This window comes from Streptomyces sp. NPDC005141 (assembly GCF_053599975.1).
The window spans coordinates 91,361-108,825 of the sequence record NZ_JBSFYW010000016.1; the positions used below are offsets into that span (position 1 = coordinate 91,361).

At 72.0% G+C, this 17,465-nt stretch carries 15 protein-coding genes and 1 pseudogene; 9 read left to right on the forward strand and 7 right to left on the reverse strand.

What is annotated here, in order from left to right; translation table 11 throughout:
* The first annotated feature begins 108 nt into the window (after positions 1-108).
* A complete protein-coding gene (locus ACWD68_RS15485) occupies positions 109-768 on the forward strand; it encodes a TetR/AcrR family transcriptional regulator (RefSeq protein ID WP_451806931.1) in 660 nt (219 codons plus the stop codon).
* A 144-nt stretch (positions 769-912) separates the two neighbouring features.
* Here ACWD68_RS15485 and ACWD68_RS15490 read toward each other — a convergent pair.
* A pseudogene (locus ACWD68_RS15490) lies at positions 913-2,219 on the reverse strand (glycoside hydrolase family 18 protein).
* A 350-nt stretch (positions 2,220-2,569) separates the two neighbouring features.
* On the opposite strand from ACWD68_RS15490, the gene ACWD68_RS15495 reads away from it, so the two are divergent.
* On the forward strand, positions 2,570-3,742 hold the full coding sequence (locus ACWD68_RS15495) for an acyl-CoA dehydrogenase family protein (RefSeq protein WP_451806932.1): 1,173 nt from the start codon (positions 2,570-2,572) through the stop codon (positions 3,740-3,742).
* Positions 3,743-3,781: 39 nt separating this feature from the next.
* Here the strand turns inward: ACWD68_RS15495 and ACWD68_RS15500 are convergent, their stop codons facing one another.
* Positions 3,782-4,012 (reverse strand): hypothetical protein, encoded by a 231-nt coding sequence (locus ACWD68_RS15500; RefSeq protein ID WP_451806933.1) that lies wholly within the window; start codon positions 4,010-4,012, stop codon positions 3,782-3,784.
* Positions 4,013-4,340: 328 nt separating this feature from the next.
* On the opposite strand from ACWD68_RS15500, the gene ACWD68_RS15505 reads away from it, so the two are divergent.
* Both ACWD68_RS15505 and ACWD68_RS15510 read left to right on the forward strand, forming a co-directional pair.
* The gene (locus ACWD68_RS15505) at positions 4,341-5,453 is read left to right on the forward strand and encodes a hypothetical protein (RefSeq protein WP_451806934.1); all 1,113 of its coding nucleotides are present in this window, start codon (positions 4,341-4,343) and stop codon (positions 5,451-5,453) included.
* Between the two features lie 13 nt (positions 5,454-5,466).
* A complete protein-coding gene (locus ACWD68_RS15510) occupies positions 5,467-6,579 on the forward strand; it encodes a phosphotransferase family protein (protein ID WP_451806935.1) in 1,113 nt (370 codons plus the stop codon).
* Between the two features lie 13 nt (positions 6,580-6,592).
* On the opposite strand, the gene ACWD68_RS15515 is transcribed toward ACWD68_RS15510, so the two are convergent.
* Positions 6,593-7,030, reverse strand: coding sequence for a hypothetical protein (locus ACWD68_RS15515; protein ID WP_451806936.1), 438 nt, complete (start codon positions 7,028-7,030; stop codon positions 6,593-6,595).
* A gap of 267 nt (positions 7,031-7,297) precedes the next feature.
* On the opposite strand from ACWD68_RS15515, the gene ACWD68_RS15520 reads away from it, so the two are divergent.
* From ACWD68_RS15520 to fxsA, 4 genes are all read left to right on the forward strand, one after another.
* Complete coding sequence (locus ACWD68_RS15520) at positions 7,298-7,738, forward strand: Lrp/AsnC family transcriptional regulator (RefSeq protein ID WP_385698471.1); 441 nt, start codon at positions 7,298-7,300, stop codon at positions 7,736-7,738.
* Positions 7,739-8,351: 613 nt separating this feature from the next.
* Positions 8,352-9,968, forward strand: a complete 1,617-nt coding sequence (locus tag ACWD68_RS15525; protein ID WP_451806937.1) for an amidohydrolase — start codon at positions 8,352-8,354, stop codon at positions 9,966-9,968.
* Positions 9,969-10,508: 540 nt separating this feature from the next.
* Positions 10,509-11,300 carry a polyprenol monophosphomannose synthase gene (locus tag ACWD68_RS15530; protein WP_451806938.1) on the forward strand — a complete coding sequence of 264 codons (792 nt, stop codon included), beginning with the start codon at positions 10,509-10,511 and terminating at the stop codon, positions 11,298-11,300.
* A gap of 123 nt (positions 11,301-11,423) precedes the next feature.
* Complete coding sequence (gene fxsA, locus ACWD68_RS15535) at positions 11,424-11,996, forward strand: FxsA family membrane protein (protein WP_451806939.1); 573 nt, start codon at positions 11,424-11,426, stop codon at positions 11,994-11,996.
* 314 nt (positions 11,997-12,310) lie between these two features.
* Here the strand turns inward: fxsA and ACWD68_RS15540 are convergent, their stop codons facing one another.
* The 4 genes from ACWD68_RS15540 to yczE all read right to left on the reverse strand — a co-directional run bounded on the left by ACWD68_RS15540 (position 12,311) and on the right by yczE (position 15,820).
* Positions 12,311-12,685: an RNA polymerase-binding protein RbpA gene (locus ACWD68_RS15540; RefSeq protein WP_030677841.1), complete on the reverse strand. Its 375-nt coding sequence runs from the start codon at positions 12,683-12,685 to the stop codon at positions 12,311-12,313.
* A 255-nt stretch (positions 12,686-12,940) separates the two neighbouring features.
* Entirely contained in the window at positions 12,941-14,290 is a 1,350-nt protein-coding gene (locus tag ACWD68_RS15545) for an MFS transporter (RefSeq protein WP_451806940.1), read from the reverse strand.
* A 43-nt stretch (positions 14,291-14,333) separates the two neighbouring features.
* Positions 14,334-15,101, reverse strand: a complete 768-nt coding sequence (locus tag ACWD68_RS15550) for a glycerophosphodiester phosphodiesterase (protein ID WP_451806941.1) — start codon at positions 15,099-15,101, stop codon at positions 14,334-14,336.
* The gene (yczE, locus tag ACWD68_RS15555) at positions 15,098-15,820 is read right to left on the reverse strand and encodes a membrane protein YczE (RefSeq protein ID WP_451806942.1); all 723 of its coding nucleotides are present in this window, start codon (positions 15,818-15,820) and stop codon (positions 15,098-15,100) included. Before yczE ends, ACWD68_RS15550 begins: the two co-directional genes overlap by 4 nt.
* A 63-nt stretch (positions 15,821-15,883) precedes the next feature.
* Here yczE and ACWD68_RS15560 point away from each other — a divergent pair, with 63 nt between their 5' ends.
* Positions 15,884-17,383, forward strand: coding sequence for an SCO1417 family MocR-like transcription factor (locus ACWD68_RS15560; RefSeq protein ID WP_451806943.1), 1,500 nt, complete (start codon positions 15,884-15,886; stop codon positions 17,381-17,383).
* The last annotated feature ends 82 nt before the right edge of the window (positions 17,384-17,465 follow it).

The following is a 17,465-nucleotide window of genomic DNA, read 5'->3' on the forward strand; positions in this document are numbered from 1 at the left end:
CGCCTCCCGCCCCGCGGTGACCGGTTGCCGATCGCACCCGAATGAGCGGTCGGCATGGTTCTGCCATACTGCGCATGTTCCGTCGGCAGTTGGAGACCAGGGCCGAAATTGAATAATAGTCAACAGAGTGGCGTCGGCCGCCCCCGAGCGCGTGGCACCGACCGCTCCTTGGCGCGCCGCGCCGAACTCATCGCCATCGGACGGAAGTTGTTCGCCGACACGTCGTACGACGCGCTGTCGATGGATGACATCGCACGTCAGGCGCATGTCGCCAAGGGGCTGATCTACTACTACTTCAAGTCCAAGCGCGGCTACTACCTCGCCATCGTCGAGGACTCGGTCGCGGACCTGGTCTCGCGGGCCGCCGACGGTCTGGAGCTGCCTCCGGTGGAGCGGGTCCACCGCACGATCGACGGCTATCTCCGCTACGCCGAGCACAACCAGGCCGCCTATCGCACGATCATCACCGGTGGCGTGGGCTTCGACACCGAGGTGCAGGCGATACGGGAGGGTGTGCGCGAGGCCATCGTCGAGACGATCGCCGAAGGGGCGTACGGCAGGGGCCGGACCGGACCGCTGCCGCGGATGGCCCTGCTGGGCTGGCTGCACAGTGTGGAGGGAGCCACCCTCGACTGGATCGGCCATCAGACGCTGCCGCGCGAGACGATGCGCGAACTGCTGGTGAAGATGCTGGGCGGCACGATGCGCGCCGTCGAGGAGCTCGACCCCTCGTACGCGGCCCCGCCCGACGCCCGCAGGGACGGCTGACCGAACGGCGGGCCCCTTGGCGGGGGGTGGGCCGGCGAGGGCGCGCACGTCGTGGGCCGAGCCCCGCCCGGGCGGCCGGCGAAGGGGCGGACACCGTGGCCGGTGTCCGCCCCAAGTCGCCTTCGCCGAAGGCTGGGACCTGTCCTAGTTGATCGACTTGATCAGCTCGCCGTTCGAGGTGTCGCCGCTCAGCTCCCAGAAGAAGGTGCCGCCCAGGCCCTGCGCGTTCTTGTAGCTCATCTTGCCCGCGATGGTCGACGGGGTGTCGTAGCTCCACCAGTTGCCGCCGCACTTGGCGTACGCGGTGCCGGCGATCGTGCCGGTCGCGGGGCACTTCGTCTTGAGCACCTTGTAGTCGTCGATGCCCTGCTCGTAGGTGCCCGCCGCCGGGCCGGTCGCGGTGCCGCCCGGCGCCGCCTGGGTCACGCCGGTCCAGCCGCGTCCGTAGAAGCCGATGCCGAGCAGCAGCTTCGAGGCTGGAATACCCAGCCCCTTGAGCTTCGCGATGGTCGCCGAGGTGTAGTAACCCGCCTTCGGAATACCGGTGTACGAGTTGAGCGGCGAGTGCGGGGCTGTCGGGCCGTCCGCGTCGAAGGCGCCGAAGAAGTCGTACGTCATCGGTTGTACCAGTTGACATACTGTGCGGCGCCCGCGTAGTCCGCCGCCTCGATCTTGCCGCCCGCGGTGGCGTCGGCCGTGATCGCCGCGGTGACCAGGTTGCCGCTGCCGAACTTCGCCCGCAGTGCCGACATCAGGTTCTTGAACGCCGCCCTGCCGCTGGTGTCGCAGGACAGGCCGCAGGAGTTGGGGTACTCCCAGTCGATGTCGATGCCGTCGAAGACGTCCGCCCACTTGGAGTTCTCGACCAGGTCGTAGCAGGACTGGGCGAACGCGGCCGGGTTCCTGGCGGCCTCGGCGAAGCCGCCCGACCAGGTCCAGCCACCGAAGGACCAGAGGACCTTGAGGTTCGGGTGCTTCTTCTTCAGCTTGCGCAGCTGATTGAAGTTGCCGCGCAGGGGCTGGTCCCAGGTGTCGGCGGTGCCGTCCACGGACTGGTCGGCGGTGTACGCCTTGTCGGTCGCCGCGTAGGCGTCGCCCATGGCGCACTTGCCGCCGGTGACGTTGCCGAAGGCGTAGTTGATGTGGGTCAGTCTGGCGGCGGATCCGGACGTCTCGACGTTCTTGACGTGGTAGTTCCGGTCGTAGACGCCCCAGTCGGTGAAGTATCCGACGACCTTGGAACCGGCCGCGGCGGCGCTCTCCGTGCCGACGGTGCGCGCGGTGGCCGCTGTTCCGGTCTCGTTGGCCGTCGCCGTGCCGGCGCCGGCCAGCAGTCCCGCTCCGAGGACGGCGCAACACGCGGCGGACACCAGTGCCCGGAGTGAAGTGCCCCTGGGGAGAACGGAGTCGAGGAGCTGAGGGAGGGCGCGGGATCGGTGCGGTCTGAGCATCGGTTCTCCTCGTGGGGGAGGGGAGCGTGGGGGATGGTGCTGTGACCTTCCGGCGGCCGCGTGGCGGCCTGCCGATCGCCATTGGCATGAACGCGGTGAGGCGTTGAGGGAACAGTAGGAGGACTAGACCATTGCGTCAATGGTTCGGACCAATTCGCCACGTGGTCGGCGGACGGACGTCATCCGGTGAGGGGGTGCCTCCGTTCGGGCACACTCACCGCGCCACAGCCGCTGATCGGCGGGTTCGGCGATCCGGACCGGGAGCATCGGCCGTGCCGGGTGAGACCCGGCGGCGCCGCCCCACTCGGGTGCGCGTTCGCCTTCGTACCCGAACAGGGAGGACCGTCACCATGCCCGACCGCGTCCCGGCGCCGGTGGACCGCCAACTGCCCACGGACGAGGCCCGGGAGCTGATCTCGCTCGTCCGTGACATCGCGCGGCGCGAGATCGCCCCGAAGGCGGCCGAGGAGGAGGACGCCGGGCGTTTCCCGCGCGAGGTCTTCCGGCTGCTCTCGGAATCCGGACTGCTCGGACTGCCGTACGACTCCGAACACGGCGGAGGCTCCCAGCCGTACGAGGTCTACCTCCAGGTTCTCGAGGAACTCGCCGCGGCCCGCCTCACCGTCGGTCTCGGTGTCAGCGTCCACACCCTCGCCTGCCACGCCCTCGCGAACTACGGCACCCGGGAGCAGCGGGCCGGTCATCTGCCCGCGATGCTCGGCGGCGGCCTCCTCGGCGCGTACTGCCTCTCCGAGCCGTCCTCGGGCTCGGACGCCGCCTCCCTGCGGACGACGGCGGTGCGCCAGGGGGACGACTGGGTGATCACCGGCACCAAGGCGTGGACAACGCACGGCGGGGTGGCCGACTTCTACACGGTGTTCGCGCGCACCGGCGGCGAGGGCCCGAGCGGCATCACGGCCTTCCTGGTGCCCGGCGACGCCGAGGGGCTGAGCGCCGCGCCCCCCGAGAGGAAGATGGGCATGAAGGGTTCACCGACCGCGCAGGTCCACTTCGACGGCGTGCGGGTAGCCGATGACCGGCGCCTCGGCGACGAGGGCCAGGGTTTCGCCATCGCCCTGTCGGCGCTCGACTCCGGACGGCTCGGCATCGCGGCCTGCGCGGTCGGGGTGGCCCGGGCCGCGCTGGACGAGGCCGTCGCGTACGCCACGGGCCGGAGCCAGTTCGGGCGGAGGATCTCGGACTTCCAGGGGCTGCGCTTCATGCTCGCGGACATGGCCACCCAGGTCGAGGCCGGCCGTGCGCTCTGCCTGGCCGCGGCACGGCTGCGCGACGTCGGCCGGCCCTTCTCCAAGCAGGCGGCCATGGCGAAGCTGCTGTGCACGGACGCCGCGATGAAGGTCACCACGGATGCCGTCCAGGTGCTCGGCGGGTACGGCTACACGGCCGACTTCCCCGCCGAGCGGTACATGCGCGAGGCGAAGGTCCTCCAGATCGTGGAGGGCACCAATCAGATCCAGCGCATGGTCATCGCGCGCCACCTCGTGGGTCCCGGCCCGCGCTGACGTCGCCTCGCGGGTCCCGGCCCGCACGCCGGACACGGCCTAGGCGCGCGGGTCCTGGTTCACGCCGAACTCGTTCCGAGGGTCGCGGGACGCGTTGAACTGTCCCTCGCCGCGCGGGTCCCGGACACGGACGAAGCGCGCCTCGACCCGCGGCTCCGCGTTCGCGCCGAACTGCCCGTACCCGTACATCACCGACGGTGCCGCCAGTCGCACCCACTCGGGGTCGTGGCGGCCCGGCAGTGTGCGGCCGCGATCGGCCCAGGCGCGCATCAGGGCACGGTAGATGGGCGGATCCTGGACCGGCGGGGGCGGTGGCGCGAGGGGTACCCGGTGAACCGACTCTCCCGGGGCCGGGATGAGGATCCGGTGTCGACGCCCGGTCGCGGAGGGTGTGGGGCTCATACCGGGGCAACGCCCGGGCGGGCGTCAGGTCACCCGCCCACGGAATCGGGCGTGCGTTCGCGGTGGACCCCCTGGGGGTTCGCCCGCGGAGTGCGCTGTCTGGTCGAGGAGGCATGTCTGACGTACCGTCAATTCTGCCGCCGGGGGCCGTACCCTCCGGGCGACGTCGACTGCCGCGCTCCCTGGGAGGCCTGACGTGACCGACGACCGCCCCGTCCCCCTCGACGAATACCCCGTGCACCAGGTCCCGCTGTCCATGAAGCATGTCGCGAGCGGTGACCGGAACGCGTACGACCGCTGCATCTTCCACGTCCTCGACCACCGGGGCCGCGCTCTGCTGATCCTCGGCCTCGGCGTCTATCCGAACGTCGGCGTGATCGACGCGTACGCCACGCTGCGCCTCGGCGACGCACTGCACGCGGTCCGGGCGTCCGACGCGCTCGGCGACGACCGGATGAACCTGGCCGTGGGGCCCCTGCGGATCACGGTCGAGGAGCCACTGCGCCGGCTGCGGCTCCGCTCGGACGACGACACCCTGTCGTACGACATCACCTGGACCGCCGACTTCCCCGCCCTCTGGGAGCCGCACCACGTTCAGCGCCGCGGCGGCAGGCTCACCCTGGAGGGCCGCCGCTTCGCGCAGGCGGGCGGTGTCGAGGGCGTCATACGCGTCGGCGGCGAGGAGATACCCGTCGGCCCCGGGGAGTGGACCGGCACCCGGGACCGCAGCTGGGGGGTGCGCCCGATCCCGGGGGAGGAGGGCGGCCGGCTCGCCGCCGAGAACCCGACCGAGGGATTCCACTGGATCTGGTGCCCGGTGCGCTTCGAGGACCGCTTCCTGATGGTCGTCGTCCAGGAGGACGCCGACGGGTACCGCTCGCTCAACGACGCGACTCTCGTGCGCGACGGCGAGCGGGACCTCCAACTCGGCTGGCCCCAGGCCGACATCACCTACCGTTCCGGTACCCGGCAGCCCACCTCGGCCGTCCTCCACCTCACCCGTCCCCTGGACCGCAAGCCACTGGAGCTGGGGGTGGAGGTGCTTGCCTCGTCCCCGCTCGCGGTCGGCGCGGGATATCCGCCGGCCGACGACTGGCAGCACGGCACCTGGCGCGGCCGTGCCTGGACCGACCGCCGCGTCTACGACCTCTCCGATCCGGCCGCCCAGCCCCTCGCCGGCTACGGGGTGACCGACCATGCCGCCCGCTTCACCCTCGAAGGTCAGGTCGGGTACGGGATCTTCGAGCACGGCTCGTTCGGCCGCCACGATCCGAGCGGCTTCACCGGGTTCGACTCGGTCGCGCCCTGAGAGGAGTGGCGAGATGTCCACGGCACCCCGCCCGCGTACGACCACCCGTGACCCCGAGGAACTCGCGCGCCGGCTCACCGCCTGGCTGGACACCCGCCTCCCGGGCGCCGAGGCGGTCGACGTGACCGTCCCGGAGTCCAACGGCATGTCCAGCGAGACCCTGCTCTTCACCGTCGAACACCCCGAACCGCCGCTGCGGGCCTGTGCGTTGAGACTCGCCGCGGACCCGGCCGCGTACAGCGTGTTCCCCGTGTACGACATGGTGCGGCAGTACCGCACGATGCGCCTGGTCGGCGAACGCAGCGATCTGCCGGTGCCGCGGGTGCTGTGGCTGGAAGAGGACCCCGGGCCACTCGGGGCGCCGTTCTTCGTGATGGAACGCATCGCCGGGCGCGTGCCTCCGGACGTCATGCCCTATACGTACGAAGGTAATTGGCTGCACGCGGCGAGCGACCCCGAACGCGAGCACCTGGAGGCGGCCTCGATCGGGCTCCTCGCCCGGCTGCACGACCAAGTCCCCCTGAAGGAGGCCGACTTCCTCGCCCTGCCCGGAGACGGCAGCCCGCTGCGCCGCCATGTGGCCGCCCAACGCGCCTACTACGCATGGGTGATCGACGGGCGGTCGCGTTCGCCGCTGATCGAGAGCGCCTTCGACCGGCTGGAGGCGCTCTGGCCGCGCGACGAGGGCGAGGCGGTGCTCAACTGGGGCGACGCGCGCATCGGGAACGTCATCTACGACGGCTTCGACCCCGTCGCGGTGCTCGACTGGGAGATGGCGGCGCCGGCCCCGCGCGAGGTCGACCTAGGCTGGATCGTCTATCTGCACCGCTTCTTCCAGGACCTGACCGTGGGCTTCGGACAGCCGGGGCTGCCCGGCTTCCTGCGCCGCGACCGCGTCGAGGCCCGCTACACCCGCCTCACCGGCCACACCCCGCGCGACATGGACTTCCACACGCTGTACGCCGCCCTGCGGCACGCGATCGTCATGCTGCGCATCGCCTACCGCCAGGCGCACTTCGGCGAGGTGACCCTCCCCCCGGACCCGGACACGCTGATCCTGCACCACGGCAGCCTGCGGGCCATGGTGCAAGGCAGCTACTGGGGTGAACCGGGCGTCGCCCGCTGAGCGCGCGGACCGCTCAGGCGGCCTGGCTCCGCATATCGGGAACGCGCATCGGGCGCGAGCCCGGGCCACCCACGTGGGAGAACGGCTGCGTCCGCCAGTCGAGGCCCTGAGGGAGCGTCAACAGGAGTGCTGTGTGCTGCTCCTGGAGTTCCGCGGACTCGTCCGCCGGACGCGCCTCGGTGGCCGTGCGGCCCGTGCCCGAGCAGACCGTGAGCCCGAACGGGTTCCACGGAGAGGCGCACAGCGCGTGCTCCGGAAGAACTTCCTCGTCCGCCAGCAGCGCGATCGGCTGCGCGCAGTCCGGGCAGATCACCCGGTACATCTCGAAGGTGTCGTACGCGTCGAACTCGTCGCCGTCCAGGGCGTCGGCTTCGACACCCTCCGGCTCGGACTCGAAAACGGACTGCTGCCGCTTGGGCGCGGTACGACCAGGGCGCTTAAGACTCTGCATGGGATTCTCCCCCTCGGGTGGGCCGACAAGGCACTGCGACCTCGACCACAGCAAGCACTTCCCGTCCCGTCTCTGCGGTAATCACGTGAACATCACGGACCCGGTTGCAGCCATGTGTCGTTCGTCACATGCCGACCGCAGGTGCCTGGCCCGGCGGAATTTGTCGGCCGGGTGGCGCGCGACTGACTCTAAGCCACATCACAAAGCGGGTATGACCTGCACCGCTGAGGTATCCGGGGGGATCAACGGCCTGTAGGTTCTTGCGTCATGGAGGAGCTGGACCGACAGATCGTGCAGCTGCTCGTCGCAGACGGGCGGATGAGTTACACCGACCTGGGCAAGGCCACGGGCCTGTCCACGTCCGCCGTGCACCAGCGGGTGCGCCGGCTCGAGCAGCGCGGTGTCATCCGTGGCTACGCCGCGGTCGTCGACCCGGAGGCCGTCGGGCTGCCCCTGACCGCCTTCATCTCGGTAAAACCTTTCGACCCCAGCGCCCCCGACGACATCGCCGAACGTCTCGCCGACGTCCCGGAGATCGAGGCCTGCCACAGTGTCGCGGGCGACGAGAACTACATCCTCAAGGTGCGTGTCTCGACTCCGCACGAACTCGAGGAACTCCTCGGGCGGTTGCGGGCGCTCGCGGGCGTGTCGACGCGGACGACGGTTGTCCTGTCGACGCCGTACGAGTCCCGACCGCCGCGCATCTGACAGACCCGCCCGGCCCGGACGCTGCCCGGCCCGGACGCTGCCCGGCCCGGACGCTGCCCGGCGCGCACGCTGCGCGGCCCGCACGCCGCCCGGCGCGGATCCCGCCCGGGTAATCACGCAGACGTGGTCGAGGTGCCCGTGGGCATCCGCACGGACGGCCACGCGGACCTGCGTCGGGCGAGCGCGTGGGCCCGTCGCCCGCCCGGGTTGACCGCGCGGAATCGTCCTCGCGTCCTCGCGGACCCGGCCGAGGCGGCGCGCAGGCCCACGCGAGCGGCCATCCGGACCGGCTCCGGGCGGTCCGGCAGACCCGCTCGGGTTGGTCGCGCGGAATCCATCCGGGCGACCGCGCGGAAGCGCCCGAGGCCGACGTGCAGACCTGTGGGGGCTCCATGCGGGTCGACTCCGGGCGGTCGAGCAGAGCCCATCAGGCGGCTCCGGGCGTTCGGGCAGAGCGCATCGGGGCGGCCCGCGGACCTGCCGAGGGAGGCCGCGGAGTCCCGCGCAGGCGTTCACGCGGCCCCGCGCGGACGCCACACGGAACCCCTCGGGGCGGGCGCGCCGGGCCCACCCCGGCGACGACCGGTCGCCGGCAGGCGCGAGACTGTCTTCCATGAGTGAGAGCACCGCCCCGTCGGACACCGTGCTGCTGCGCGGTGGAGAAGTCCACAGCCCCGCCGATCCCTTCGCCACCGCCATGGTGGTGGAACGGGGACAAGTCGCCTGGGTCGGCTCGGAAGGAGCCGCCGACGCCTTCGCCGACGGGGTCGACGAGGTCGTGGACCTCGAAGGCGCCCTGGTCACCCCGGCGTTCACCGACGCCCATGTGCACACCACCGCCACCGGGCTCGCGCTCACCGGCCTCGACCTGTCCGACGCGCCGTCCCTGGACGCGGCGCTCGCCCTCGTCCGCGACTTCGCGGCCGCCCGTCCGGCCGACCGGGTGCTGCTCGGCCACGGCTGGGACGCGGCCCGCTGGCCCGGCGGGCGCCCCCCGACCCGCGCCGAACTCGACGGGGCGACCGGCGGGCGCCCGCTCTACCTTTCCCGCATCGACGTGCACTCCGCGGTGGCCACCAGCGCGCTCCTGGACCTGGTTCCCGGCGTCACGGCGCGCGCCGGCTACGCGCCCGACGGTCCGCTGACCCGTGACGCCCACCACGCGGTGCGCGCCGCGGCCCTCGGCGCGGTCGGCGACGAGCAGCGCACCGAGGCCCAGCGCGCCGCGCTCGCCCACGCCGCCTCGCTCGGCATCGGCTCCGTGCACGAGTGCGCGGGCCCCGAGATCTCCTCCGAGGACGACTTCACCGGCCTGCTGCGGCTCGCCGCCGCCGAGCCCGCACCGCGGGTCGTCGGCTACTGGGCGGAGCGCGATGTCGACCGGGCACGGGCCCTCGGCGCCGTCGGCGCGGCCGGCGACCTCTTCGTCGACGGTTCCCTCGGCTCACACACCGCCTGCCTGGACCAGCCGTACCTCGACGCCGGCCACACGGGCGTCGTCCACCTCGACGCCGACGCCGTCGCCGCGCATGTGGTGGCCTGTACCGAGGCGAGCCTCCAGGCGGGCTTCCACGCCATCGGGGACGCCGCGGTGGCCTCCGTGGTCGAAGGTGTCCGCGTCGCCGCCGAGAAGGTGGGCCTGGCCCGCGTGCGTGCCGCCCGGCACCGCGTCGAGCACGCCGAGATGCTCACCCCGGAGACCGTCGCGGGCTTCGCCGAACTCGGCCTCACCGCCTCCGTGCAGCCCGCCTTCGACGCGCTGTGGGGCGGCGAGGACGGCATGTACGCCCAGCGCCTGGGCGCCGAACGGGCCCGCACGCTCAACCCCTTCGCGGCCCTGCTGCGCGCCGGTGTGCCGCTGGCCTTCGGTTCCGACAGCCCCGTCACCCCGCTCGATCCGTGGGGCACCGTCCGTGCCGCCGCCTTCCACCGGACGCCCGAGCACCGGGTGTCCGTGCGCGCCGCCTTCACGGCCCATACGCGAGGCGGCTGGCGGGCCGTCGGACGGGACGACGCGGGCGTCCTGGTGCCGGGCGCGCCCGCGGACTACGCCGTGTGGCGCACCGACGAGCTCGTGGTGCAGGCCCCCGACGACCGGGTCGCGCGCTGGTCCACCGACCCCCGCTCCGGCACCCCCGGACTCCCGGATCTGACCCCCGGGAACGACCTGCCCGTCTGCCTGCGCACCGTGGTCGGCGGACGGACGGTATTCGTACGGCCTAACGAGTGATGTCCCGGGGTTCCCGGGTTGCGATCATGGCGCGACACGCCGTCGCGCGACCCCCGCAACCTCGGGGCTGACCAGGGCTTTGAGGGAAAAGGCGCAGATCAAGCCAGTGTTGACAGCCGATGGCAGGTGGCCGGTAGGTTCGGCCGGGTCCACCACCGGACGGCCGACCGGGGAACTTCCGCGCGGCCTCGCAGCGCCGCTGGGTCAGGGGTGGTGTGCCGCATCGGCGCATCGCCACTGGCAGCCAGGCCCAGCGCTCGCGCCACGGGGCGAGGGAACGTTCCGACAAGTCGGCAGGTGCGACCCGGGTGGGGCCCGGACGTTCAGTAGACAACGGCTTTCGGTCGACCCGCAGCCAGCGGGTCCCTGGTCGGCCCGAAGGGCGCCGGGCCCCGATCCGCAGCACGCGGTTTCCGCCTCGGAGCGTCGGCTCCTACCCGGCTCCTGCGGATTCGACACCCCCGTGAGGACACTGCGACGCAGCAGCGCAGGTTGGGCGCACTATGGTGGACCCCTGCGTACGGATACGAAGGGGCAGCAGTGAACGACGGCGACGGGACCCTCGCGGCGGAAGCCCAGGGGAGGCAGTTCGGCCCGCTCGGCACGGCCTTGGTGATCATTCCGACCTACAACGAGGCGGAGAACATCAAGAAGATCGTCGGCCGGGTGCGATCCGCCGTGCCCGAGGCGCACGTGCTGGTTGCGGACGACAACAGCCCCGACGGCACGGGCAAGCTCGCCGACGAGCTGGCGGCCGATGACGACTACGTCCAGGTGCTGCACCGCAAGGGCAAGGAAGGGCTCGGCGCCGCCTACCTCGCGGGGTTCCGCTGGGGCCTGGAGCACGGCTACGGCGTGCTCATCGAGATGGACGCCGACGGCTCGCACCAGCCGGAGGAACTTCCCCGACTGCTGACCGCCCTCAAGGGCGCCGACCTCGTGCTCGGTTCGCGCTGGGTTCCCGGCGGCCGGGTGGTGAACTGGCCCAAGTCCCGCGAGTTCATCTCGCGCGGCGGCAGCCTCTACTCCCGCGTGCTGCTCGACGTACCGATCCGGGACGTGACCGGCGGCTACCGTGCCTTCCGCGCCGAGACCCTCCAGGGACTCGGCCTCAGTGAGGTCGCCTCCCAGGGCTACTGCTTCCAGGTGGACCTGGCCCGCCGCGCGGTGAGGGCCGGCTACCACGTCGTCGAGGTCCCGATCACCTTCGTCGAGCGCGAGCTGGGCGACTCCAAGATGAGCCGCGACATCCTCGTGGAAGCGCTGTGGCGCGTCACCACATGGGGTGTGGGGGAGCGGGTCGGGCGGATCGCGGGCCGCAAGCGGTCCTGACACGCGGGACCGGCCCACGGGCCGTCCCGACGCCCCTGGGCGGGCCCGGCTCGCTTCGGTTCCCCAACGGGGACTGATCATCCGCTTATCCCGTACTGAGGCACGCCCAGGCACACTGGGAGCATGACGACAGGCGCTCCGACCCCCACCACCCACCCCGCCCGCCCGCGGCGCTCGCGGCTGCGTACCTTCCTGCCGCTCGGTGTCGCGGTGTGGCTGGTGCTGGAGATCTGGCTGCTGACGATGGTCGCGCGCGCCACGAGCGGCTTCACGGTGTTCCTGCTGCTGGTCGCCGGGTTCGTGCTGGGCGCCGTGGTGATCAAGCGGGCCGGCCGCCGCGCCTTCAGGAACCTCAGCCAGACGCTGCAACAGGCGCAGAGCGGTGTCACGCCCACGAGCGAGGGCGGCCGGGGCAACGGCCTGATGATGCTCGGCGGCCTGCTCCTGATGATCCCGGGCCTGATCTCCGACGCGGTCGGCCTGCTCCTGCTGGTTCCGCCCGTCCAGAAGGGCCTCAGCCGCTACGCGGAGCGGACCATCGAGCGCAGGATGCGTGCGGCCGCCCCCGGAACCGTCGGCGACGCCTTCCAGCAGGCCCGTATCCACCGTCCCGACGGCAAGGTGGTCCAGGGCGAGGTCATCAGGAACGAGGACCCGCGCGAGCCCGGCGGTCACTATCCGCCGCTGAACGGCTAGACACCACGGCGCCCGGCGCGGGACGACCGCCGGGCGGAGCCGGGTCGCTGGACGCCACGCCGGCCCGGGCCGGCGTACGAGAACCAGCGGCTGGGCGCGATGGCACCCGGCCGCTCGCCATGTCTCCGGCCGTGGGCGCCAGGTCGGGCCGACTCGCTCGACGCGGAGCGCGCCCGGCCGACAGGGCCCGGCCGGGCTGCGGGAAACGGTGGCCCGGAATTCACCGGAACGCACGAGACCGCGGGCCCCGTACTTGACGTACGGTGCCCGCGGTCTCGGCGTGCGTTGTGTATGCCGCTCAACCCTTGGAGGGGTTACGCGGACTTGCGGCTGTCCCGCGGATGCACCGCGATGTTCATCGCGCCGGAGCGCAGGACGGCCAGGCGCTCCGCGAGGACCTCTTCGAGCTCCTCTCGGGTGCGCCGCTCCATCAGCATGTCCCAATGGGTACGCGCGGGCTTGGCCTTCTTTTCCTCAGGGCCGTCGCCGTCCACCAGGAGTGCCTGGGCCCCGCAGACCTTGCACTCCCACTCCGGCGGAATCTCCGCCTCGACCGAGAAGGGCATCTCAAATCGATGGCCCTTCTCGCATGCGTACTCCACGGCCTGGCGCGGGGCCAGGTCGATGCCGCGGTCCGTCTCGTAGCTGGTCACCACGAGGCGCGTGCCGCGAAGAGCTCGCTCACTCATGAATCGTGCCTCCCGGGCTTGTCGCCCACAGGACAGGTGTCGCTGTCGTCGTCATCCGGTCAACGTCCGGTCGGCGGTAAAGATTCCCGTTCCGGGTCCTGCGTCGCCGTCGTAGCCGCCCCTTGTTGTACCCACCGTCGCCCGGTTTGTCACATCTGGCATCAGATGTCACCCAACGCTTCAGTATCATTGACGCGCAGTAACGGTACGCCTGGCAGGCCAAACGCGTACACTACCGCTCTTTGGCGCCGGGCGCTAAATCCTGTCGGGTACGGGATTGCCCGCGTCGCGGATCGCCTGCCGGATCGGGACCCGCGCGAGCAGGACGAATCCGAGGGCGAAGAAGACCACGAGCGAGATGATGGCGTCCCGATAACTTCCCGTCAGCTGGTAGGTCAACCCGAACAGCAGCGGGCCGAGCCAGCTCATTCCGCGGTCGCTCATCTCGTAGGCCGAGAAGTACTCGGCCTCCTTGCCGCTCGGTACGAGATGCGAGAACAGGGAGCGCGACAGCGCCTGGCTGCCGCCCAGGACCAGTCCGATGCCGGCGGCGAGGACGAAGAACCACACGGGCGCGCCCGCGGGCAGGAAGTACCCGGCGCCGAGGGTGAGCGTCCAGGCGACGAGCGAGCCGAGGATGGTGCGTTTCGCGCCGTACGTGCGGGCCAGCCGGCCCATGCCGAGTGCGCCCCCGACCGCGAGCACCTGGACCAGGAGTACGGCCACGATCAGGGTCGACTGGCTGAGACCCAGCTCCTCGGAGCCGTAGACCGAGGCCTGCGAGATGACCGTCTGGATGCCGTCGTTGTAGATGAGGTAGGCGAGCAGGAAGGAGAGTGTGAGCGGTTTGCCCCGCATGTCGCGCACCGTGGCGGCCAGCTGCCGCCATCCGTGCGCGGACGCCTGCCCGGTGGAGGCCGTACGGCGGTCGCGCAGCCGCCTCAGCGGTACGAGGGTGAAGGCGCCCCACCAGACGCCCGCCGAGGCGAGACAGATCCGCACGGCCGTCGACTCGGAGACACCGAAGCTGCCATGGGCCGTGAACAGGATCAGGTTCGCGATCAGGACCAGTGCGCCCGCCGCGTATCCGAAGGCCCAGCCCCGTGAGGAGACGGCGTCGCGCTCCTCGGGCGGAGCGATCTGCGGCAGGTAGGAGTTGTAGAGGACCATCGACACGGCCAGCGAGGCGTTCGCGACGATCAGCAGCAGTCCGCCCAGCAGATAGCGGTCGCCGTCCAGGAAGAACATGCCCGCGGTGGCTCCCGCGCCCAGATAGGCCGCCGCGGCGAGCAGCGGCTTCTTGCGGCCCGTGCGGTCGGCGGCCGCGCCCGCCATCGGCATCACGAAGATCGACACGATGACGGAGGCGGAGACCGCGTAAGCGAAGAAGGAACCGGCGCGGACCGGGACCCCGAGGGGATGGACGAATCCGTCCGCGTCCGCCGCGTGCTTGGCCACCGCCGTCAGATAGGGACCGAGGAACACGGTCAGCACGCTCGTCGAATAGACGGAGCAGGCCCAGTCGTAGAAGTACCAGCCGCGTTGTTCTCGGCGGCGCTCGGCGGCCTCCTCGGCCACCCGCGCCCGCACGGTCTCCGTGCTCACCCGTGCCCCTCACTTCCCCGTGGAACGGACCGCGCGAGGAGGCTCAGAACCAGGTGCCCCGGTCTTCCAGGACCTTGCGCAGCGTGTCGATGTGATCGGTCATGATGCCATCGACTCCCAGGTCCAGGAGCCGGTGCATGTGTTCCGGTTCGTTCACGGTCCACACATGCACCTGGAGCCCGCGCGCGTGGGCGGCCCGTACGAAGCGGCGGTCCACCACCGGCACACCCGACTGTGTCTCGGGCACCTGGGCCGCGACCGCGGAGCGGCGTACCGCGGCGGGCACGCCCCACGAGCGCAGCCGCAGGTTGAGCACTCCGCGGGTGCCGAAGGACGTGGCCAGGCGCGGCCCGGCACGATGCTGGGCGCGCACCACGCGCGCCTCCGAGAACGAACCGACGCAGACCCGGTCCCAGGCGTCGCCGCGGCCGATCAGATCGAGCAGCGGGAGGAGAGCGGGTTCGGCCTTGACGTCGATGTTCCAGCGCACGTCGGGGAAGGTCTCGAGCAGCTCCTCGAAGAGGGGCACCGGCTCCCGGCCGGCCACGCGCGCCTGGCGCACGTCGTCCCAGGGGAGGTCCGCGATCCGGCCCGTGCCGTCCGTCAGCCGGTCGAGGGCGGCGTCGTGGAAGGCGACCAGCCTGCCGTCCGCCGTGGCGTGCACATCGGTCTCGATGTAGCGGTATCCGGCGTTCACCGCCCGCCGGAACTGGGTCAGTGTGTTCTCCAGACCGTCCGCCGACCCGCCGCGGTGCGCGAAGGGGATCGGGCCGGGATGGTCGAGGTACGGGTGAAGGGTGCGGGTGCTCACCCGGGCAGTATGGCGCGCTCCGGTTGACCGGTGGCGACGACGGCGCTGCCGGCCGGTGCCGGACGGGCGGCGAACACGCGCAGGAAGAGCTGGGCGAGGGGCCCGATGGCGACGGCGTACAGCACGGTGCCGACGCCGACCGTGCCGCCGAGCGCGAAGCCGGTCGCGACGACGGCCACTTCGAGGACCGTGCGCACCAGACGGACCGAGCGGCCCGTACGCCGGTGCAGTCCCGTCATCAGACCGTCGCGGGGGCCCGGGCCGAAGCTGGCGGAGATGTAGAGGCCCGTCGCCACACCGTTCAGCACGATGCCCGCCACCAGCAGCGGAATCCGTACGGCCAGGGCGTGCGCGTCCGGGACCAGCGCGAGGGTGCCGTCCATGGCGATGCCGACCACGAAGACGTTGGAGACGGTGCCGAGGCCGGGGCGCTGGCGCAGCGGGATCCACAGGAGCAGCACCGCGGCGCCGACGACGATCGACACCACGCCGATGGTCAGACCGGTCAGCTCGGCGAGACCCTGGTGCAGTACGTTCCACGGCTCCAGTCCGAGACCCGCTTCCACGAGGAGCGCCGAGCTCGCGCCGTACAGGGCGAGGCCGGCGTAGAGCTGGACGAGGCGGCGGGGAAGCCGCCCCGGTCCGGGAGCCTCGGCAGGTGCGGACTCGGAACGTGTGGACACGGGATGCCCCCCAGTGGTGGTAGTGGCCTGGCGCATGACACTCTGTGGCTTGAGAAGTGGCCGCATCCATGGCCAATTCGGGGAAGGTGGACTGGAATCATGGCGCAGTGGACTTCGGCGGTGGGGGCCGCACAGCTCGCCCGGCTCCTCAACTCCCAGCAGGAGCGCCCCGCGGGCCCGGGCACCCGTCGTCCGCCCGCGTATCGCGCGCTCGCCGACGGTGTCCGGCTGCTCGTGCTCGAAGGGCGGGTGCCGGTCGCCGCGCGACTGCCCGCCGAGCGGGAGCTGGCGCTGGCCCTGTCCGTCAGCCGTACGACCGTAGCCGCGGCCTATGAGGCACTGCGGGCCGAGGGCTTCCTGGAGTCCCGCCGGGGAGCGGGCAGCTGGACCGCGGTCCCCGCCGGAAATCCGCTGCCCGCGCGCGGTCTGGAACCGCTGCCTCCCGAGACCCTCGGTTCGATGATCGACCTCGGCTGCGCGGCGCTCCCGGCCCCCGAGCCGTGGCTGACCCGCAGTGTGCGGGGCGCCCTGGAGGAGTTGCCGCCGTACGCGCACACGCACGGCGACTACCCCGCCGGACTGCCCGCGCTGCGCGCCATGCTCGCCGAGCGGTACACGGCTCGCGGCATCCCGACCATGCCCGAACAGATCATGGTGACCACCGGAGCGATGGGCGCGATCGACGCGATCTGTCACCTCTTCGCCGGCCGCGGCGAGCGCATCGCCGTCGAGTCGCCCTCCTACGCCAACATCCTCCAGCTGATGCGCGAGGCCGGTGCCCGGCTGGTGCCCGTCGCGATGGCCGAGGGGCTGGCCGGCTGGGACATGGACCGCTGGCGCCAGGTCCTGCGCGACGCGGCCCCCCGGCTCGCCTACGTCGTCGCCGACTTCCACAACCCCACCGGGGCGCTCGCCGGCGAGGACCAGCGGCGCGGCCTCGTGGACGCGGCGCGCTCGGCGGGCACCGTCCTGGTCGTCGACGAGACGATGAGCGAACTGCACCTGGACGAGGGCCTGGAGATGCCGCGCCCCGTGTGCGGCTTCGACCCGGCGGGTTCGACCGTGATCACCGTGGGCTCGGCGAGCAAGGCCTTCTGGGCGGGAATGCGGATCGGCTGGGTGCGGGCCGCCCCCGACGTCATCCGCAGCCTGGTCGCCGCGCGCGCGTACGCCGACCTGGGCACGCCCGTGCTGGAACAGCTCGCCGTGAACTGGCTGCTCAGCACGGGGGGCTGGGAGCAGGCCGTCGACATCCGGCGCGCCCAGGCCCGCGAGAACCGCGACGCCCTCGTCGCGGCCGTCCGCAGAGAGCTGCCCCGGTGGGAGTTCTCGGTGCCGCACGGGGGCCTCACCCTGTGGGTGCGCACGGGCGGTCTGTCCGGGTCGCGGCTGGCCGAGGTCGGCGAGCGTGTGGGCGTGCGCGTGCCCTCGGGGCCCCGGTTCGGCGTGGACGGCGCCTTCGAGGGATATGTGCGGCTGCCGTTCACCGTGGGCGGGGCGGTCGCGGAGGAGGCGGCGACGCGGCTGGCCGCGGCGGCCCGGCTGGTGGAGACCGGCGCGAGCGGAGGGGACGAGGGACCGCGGACGTTCGTGGCGTAGCGGCTCGGAGGCAGGAGCGGCACGGGCGACGGAGCGGTACAGGCGGCGGACGGGCCGGACGGCGGACGGGCCGGAGACTCGT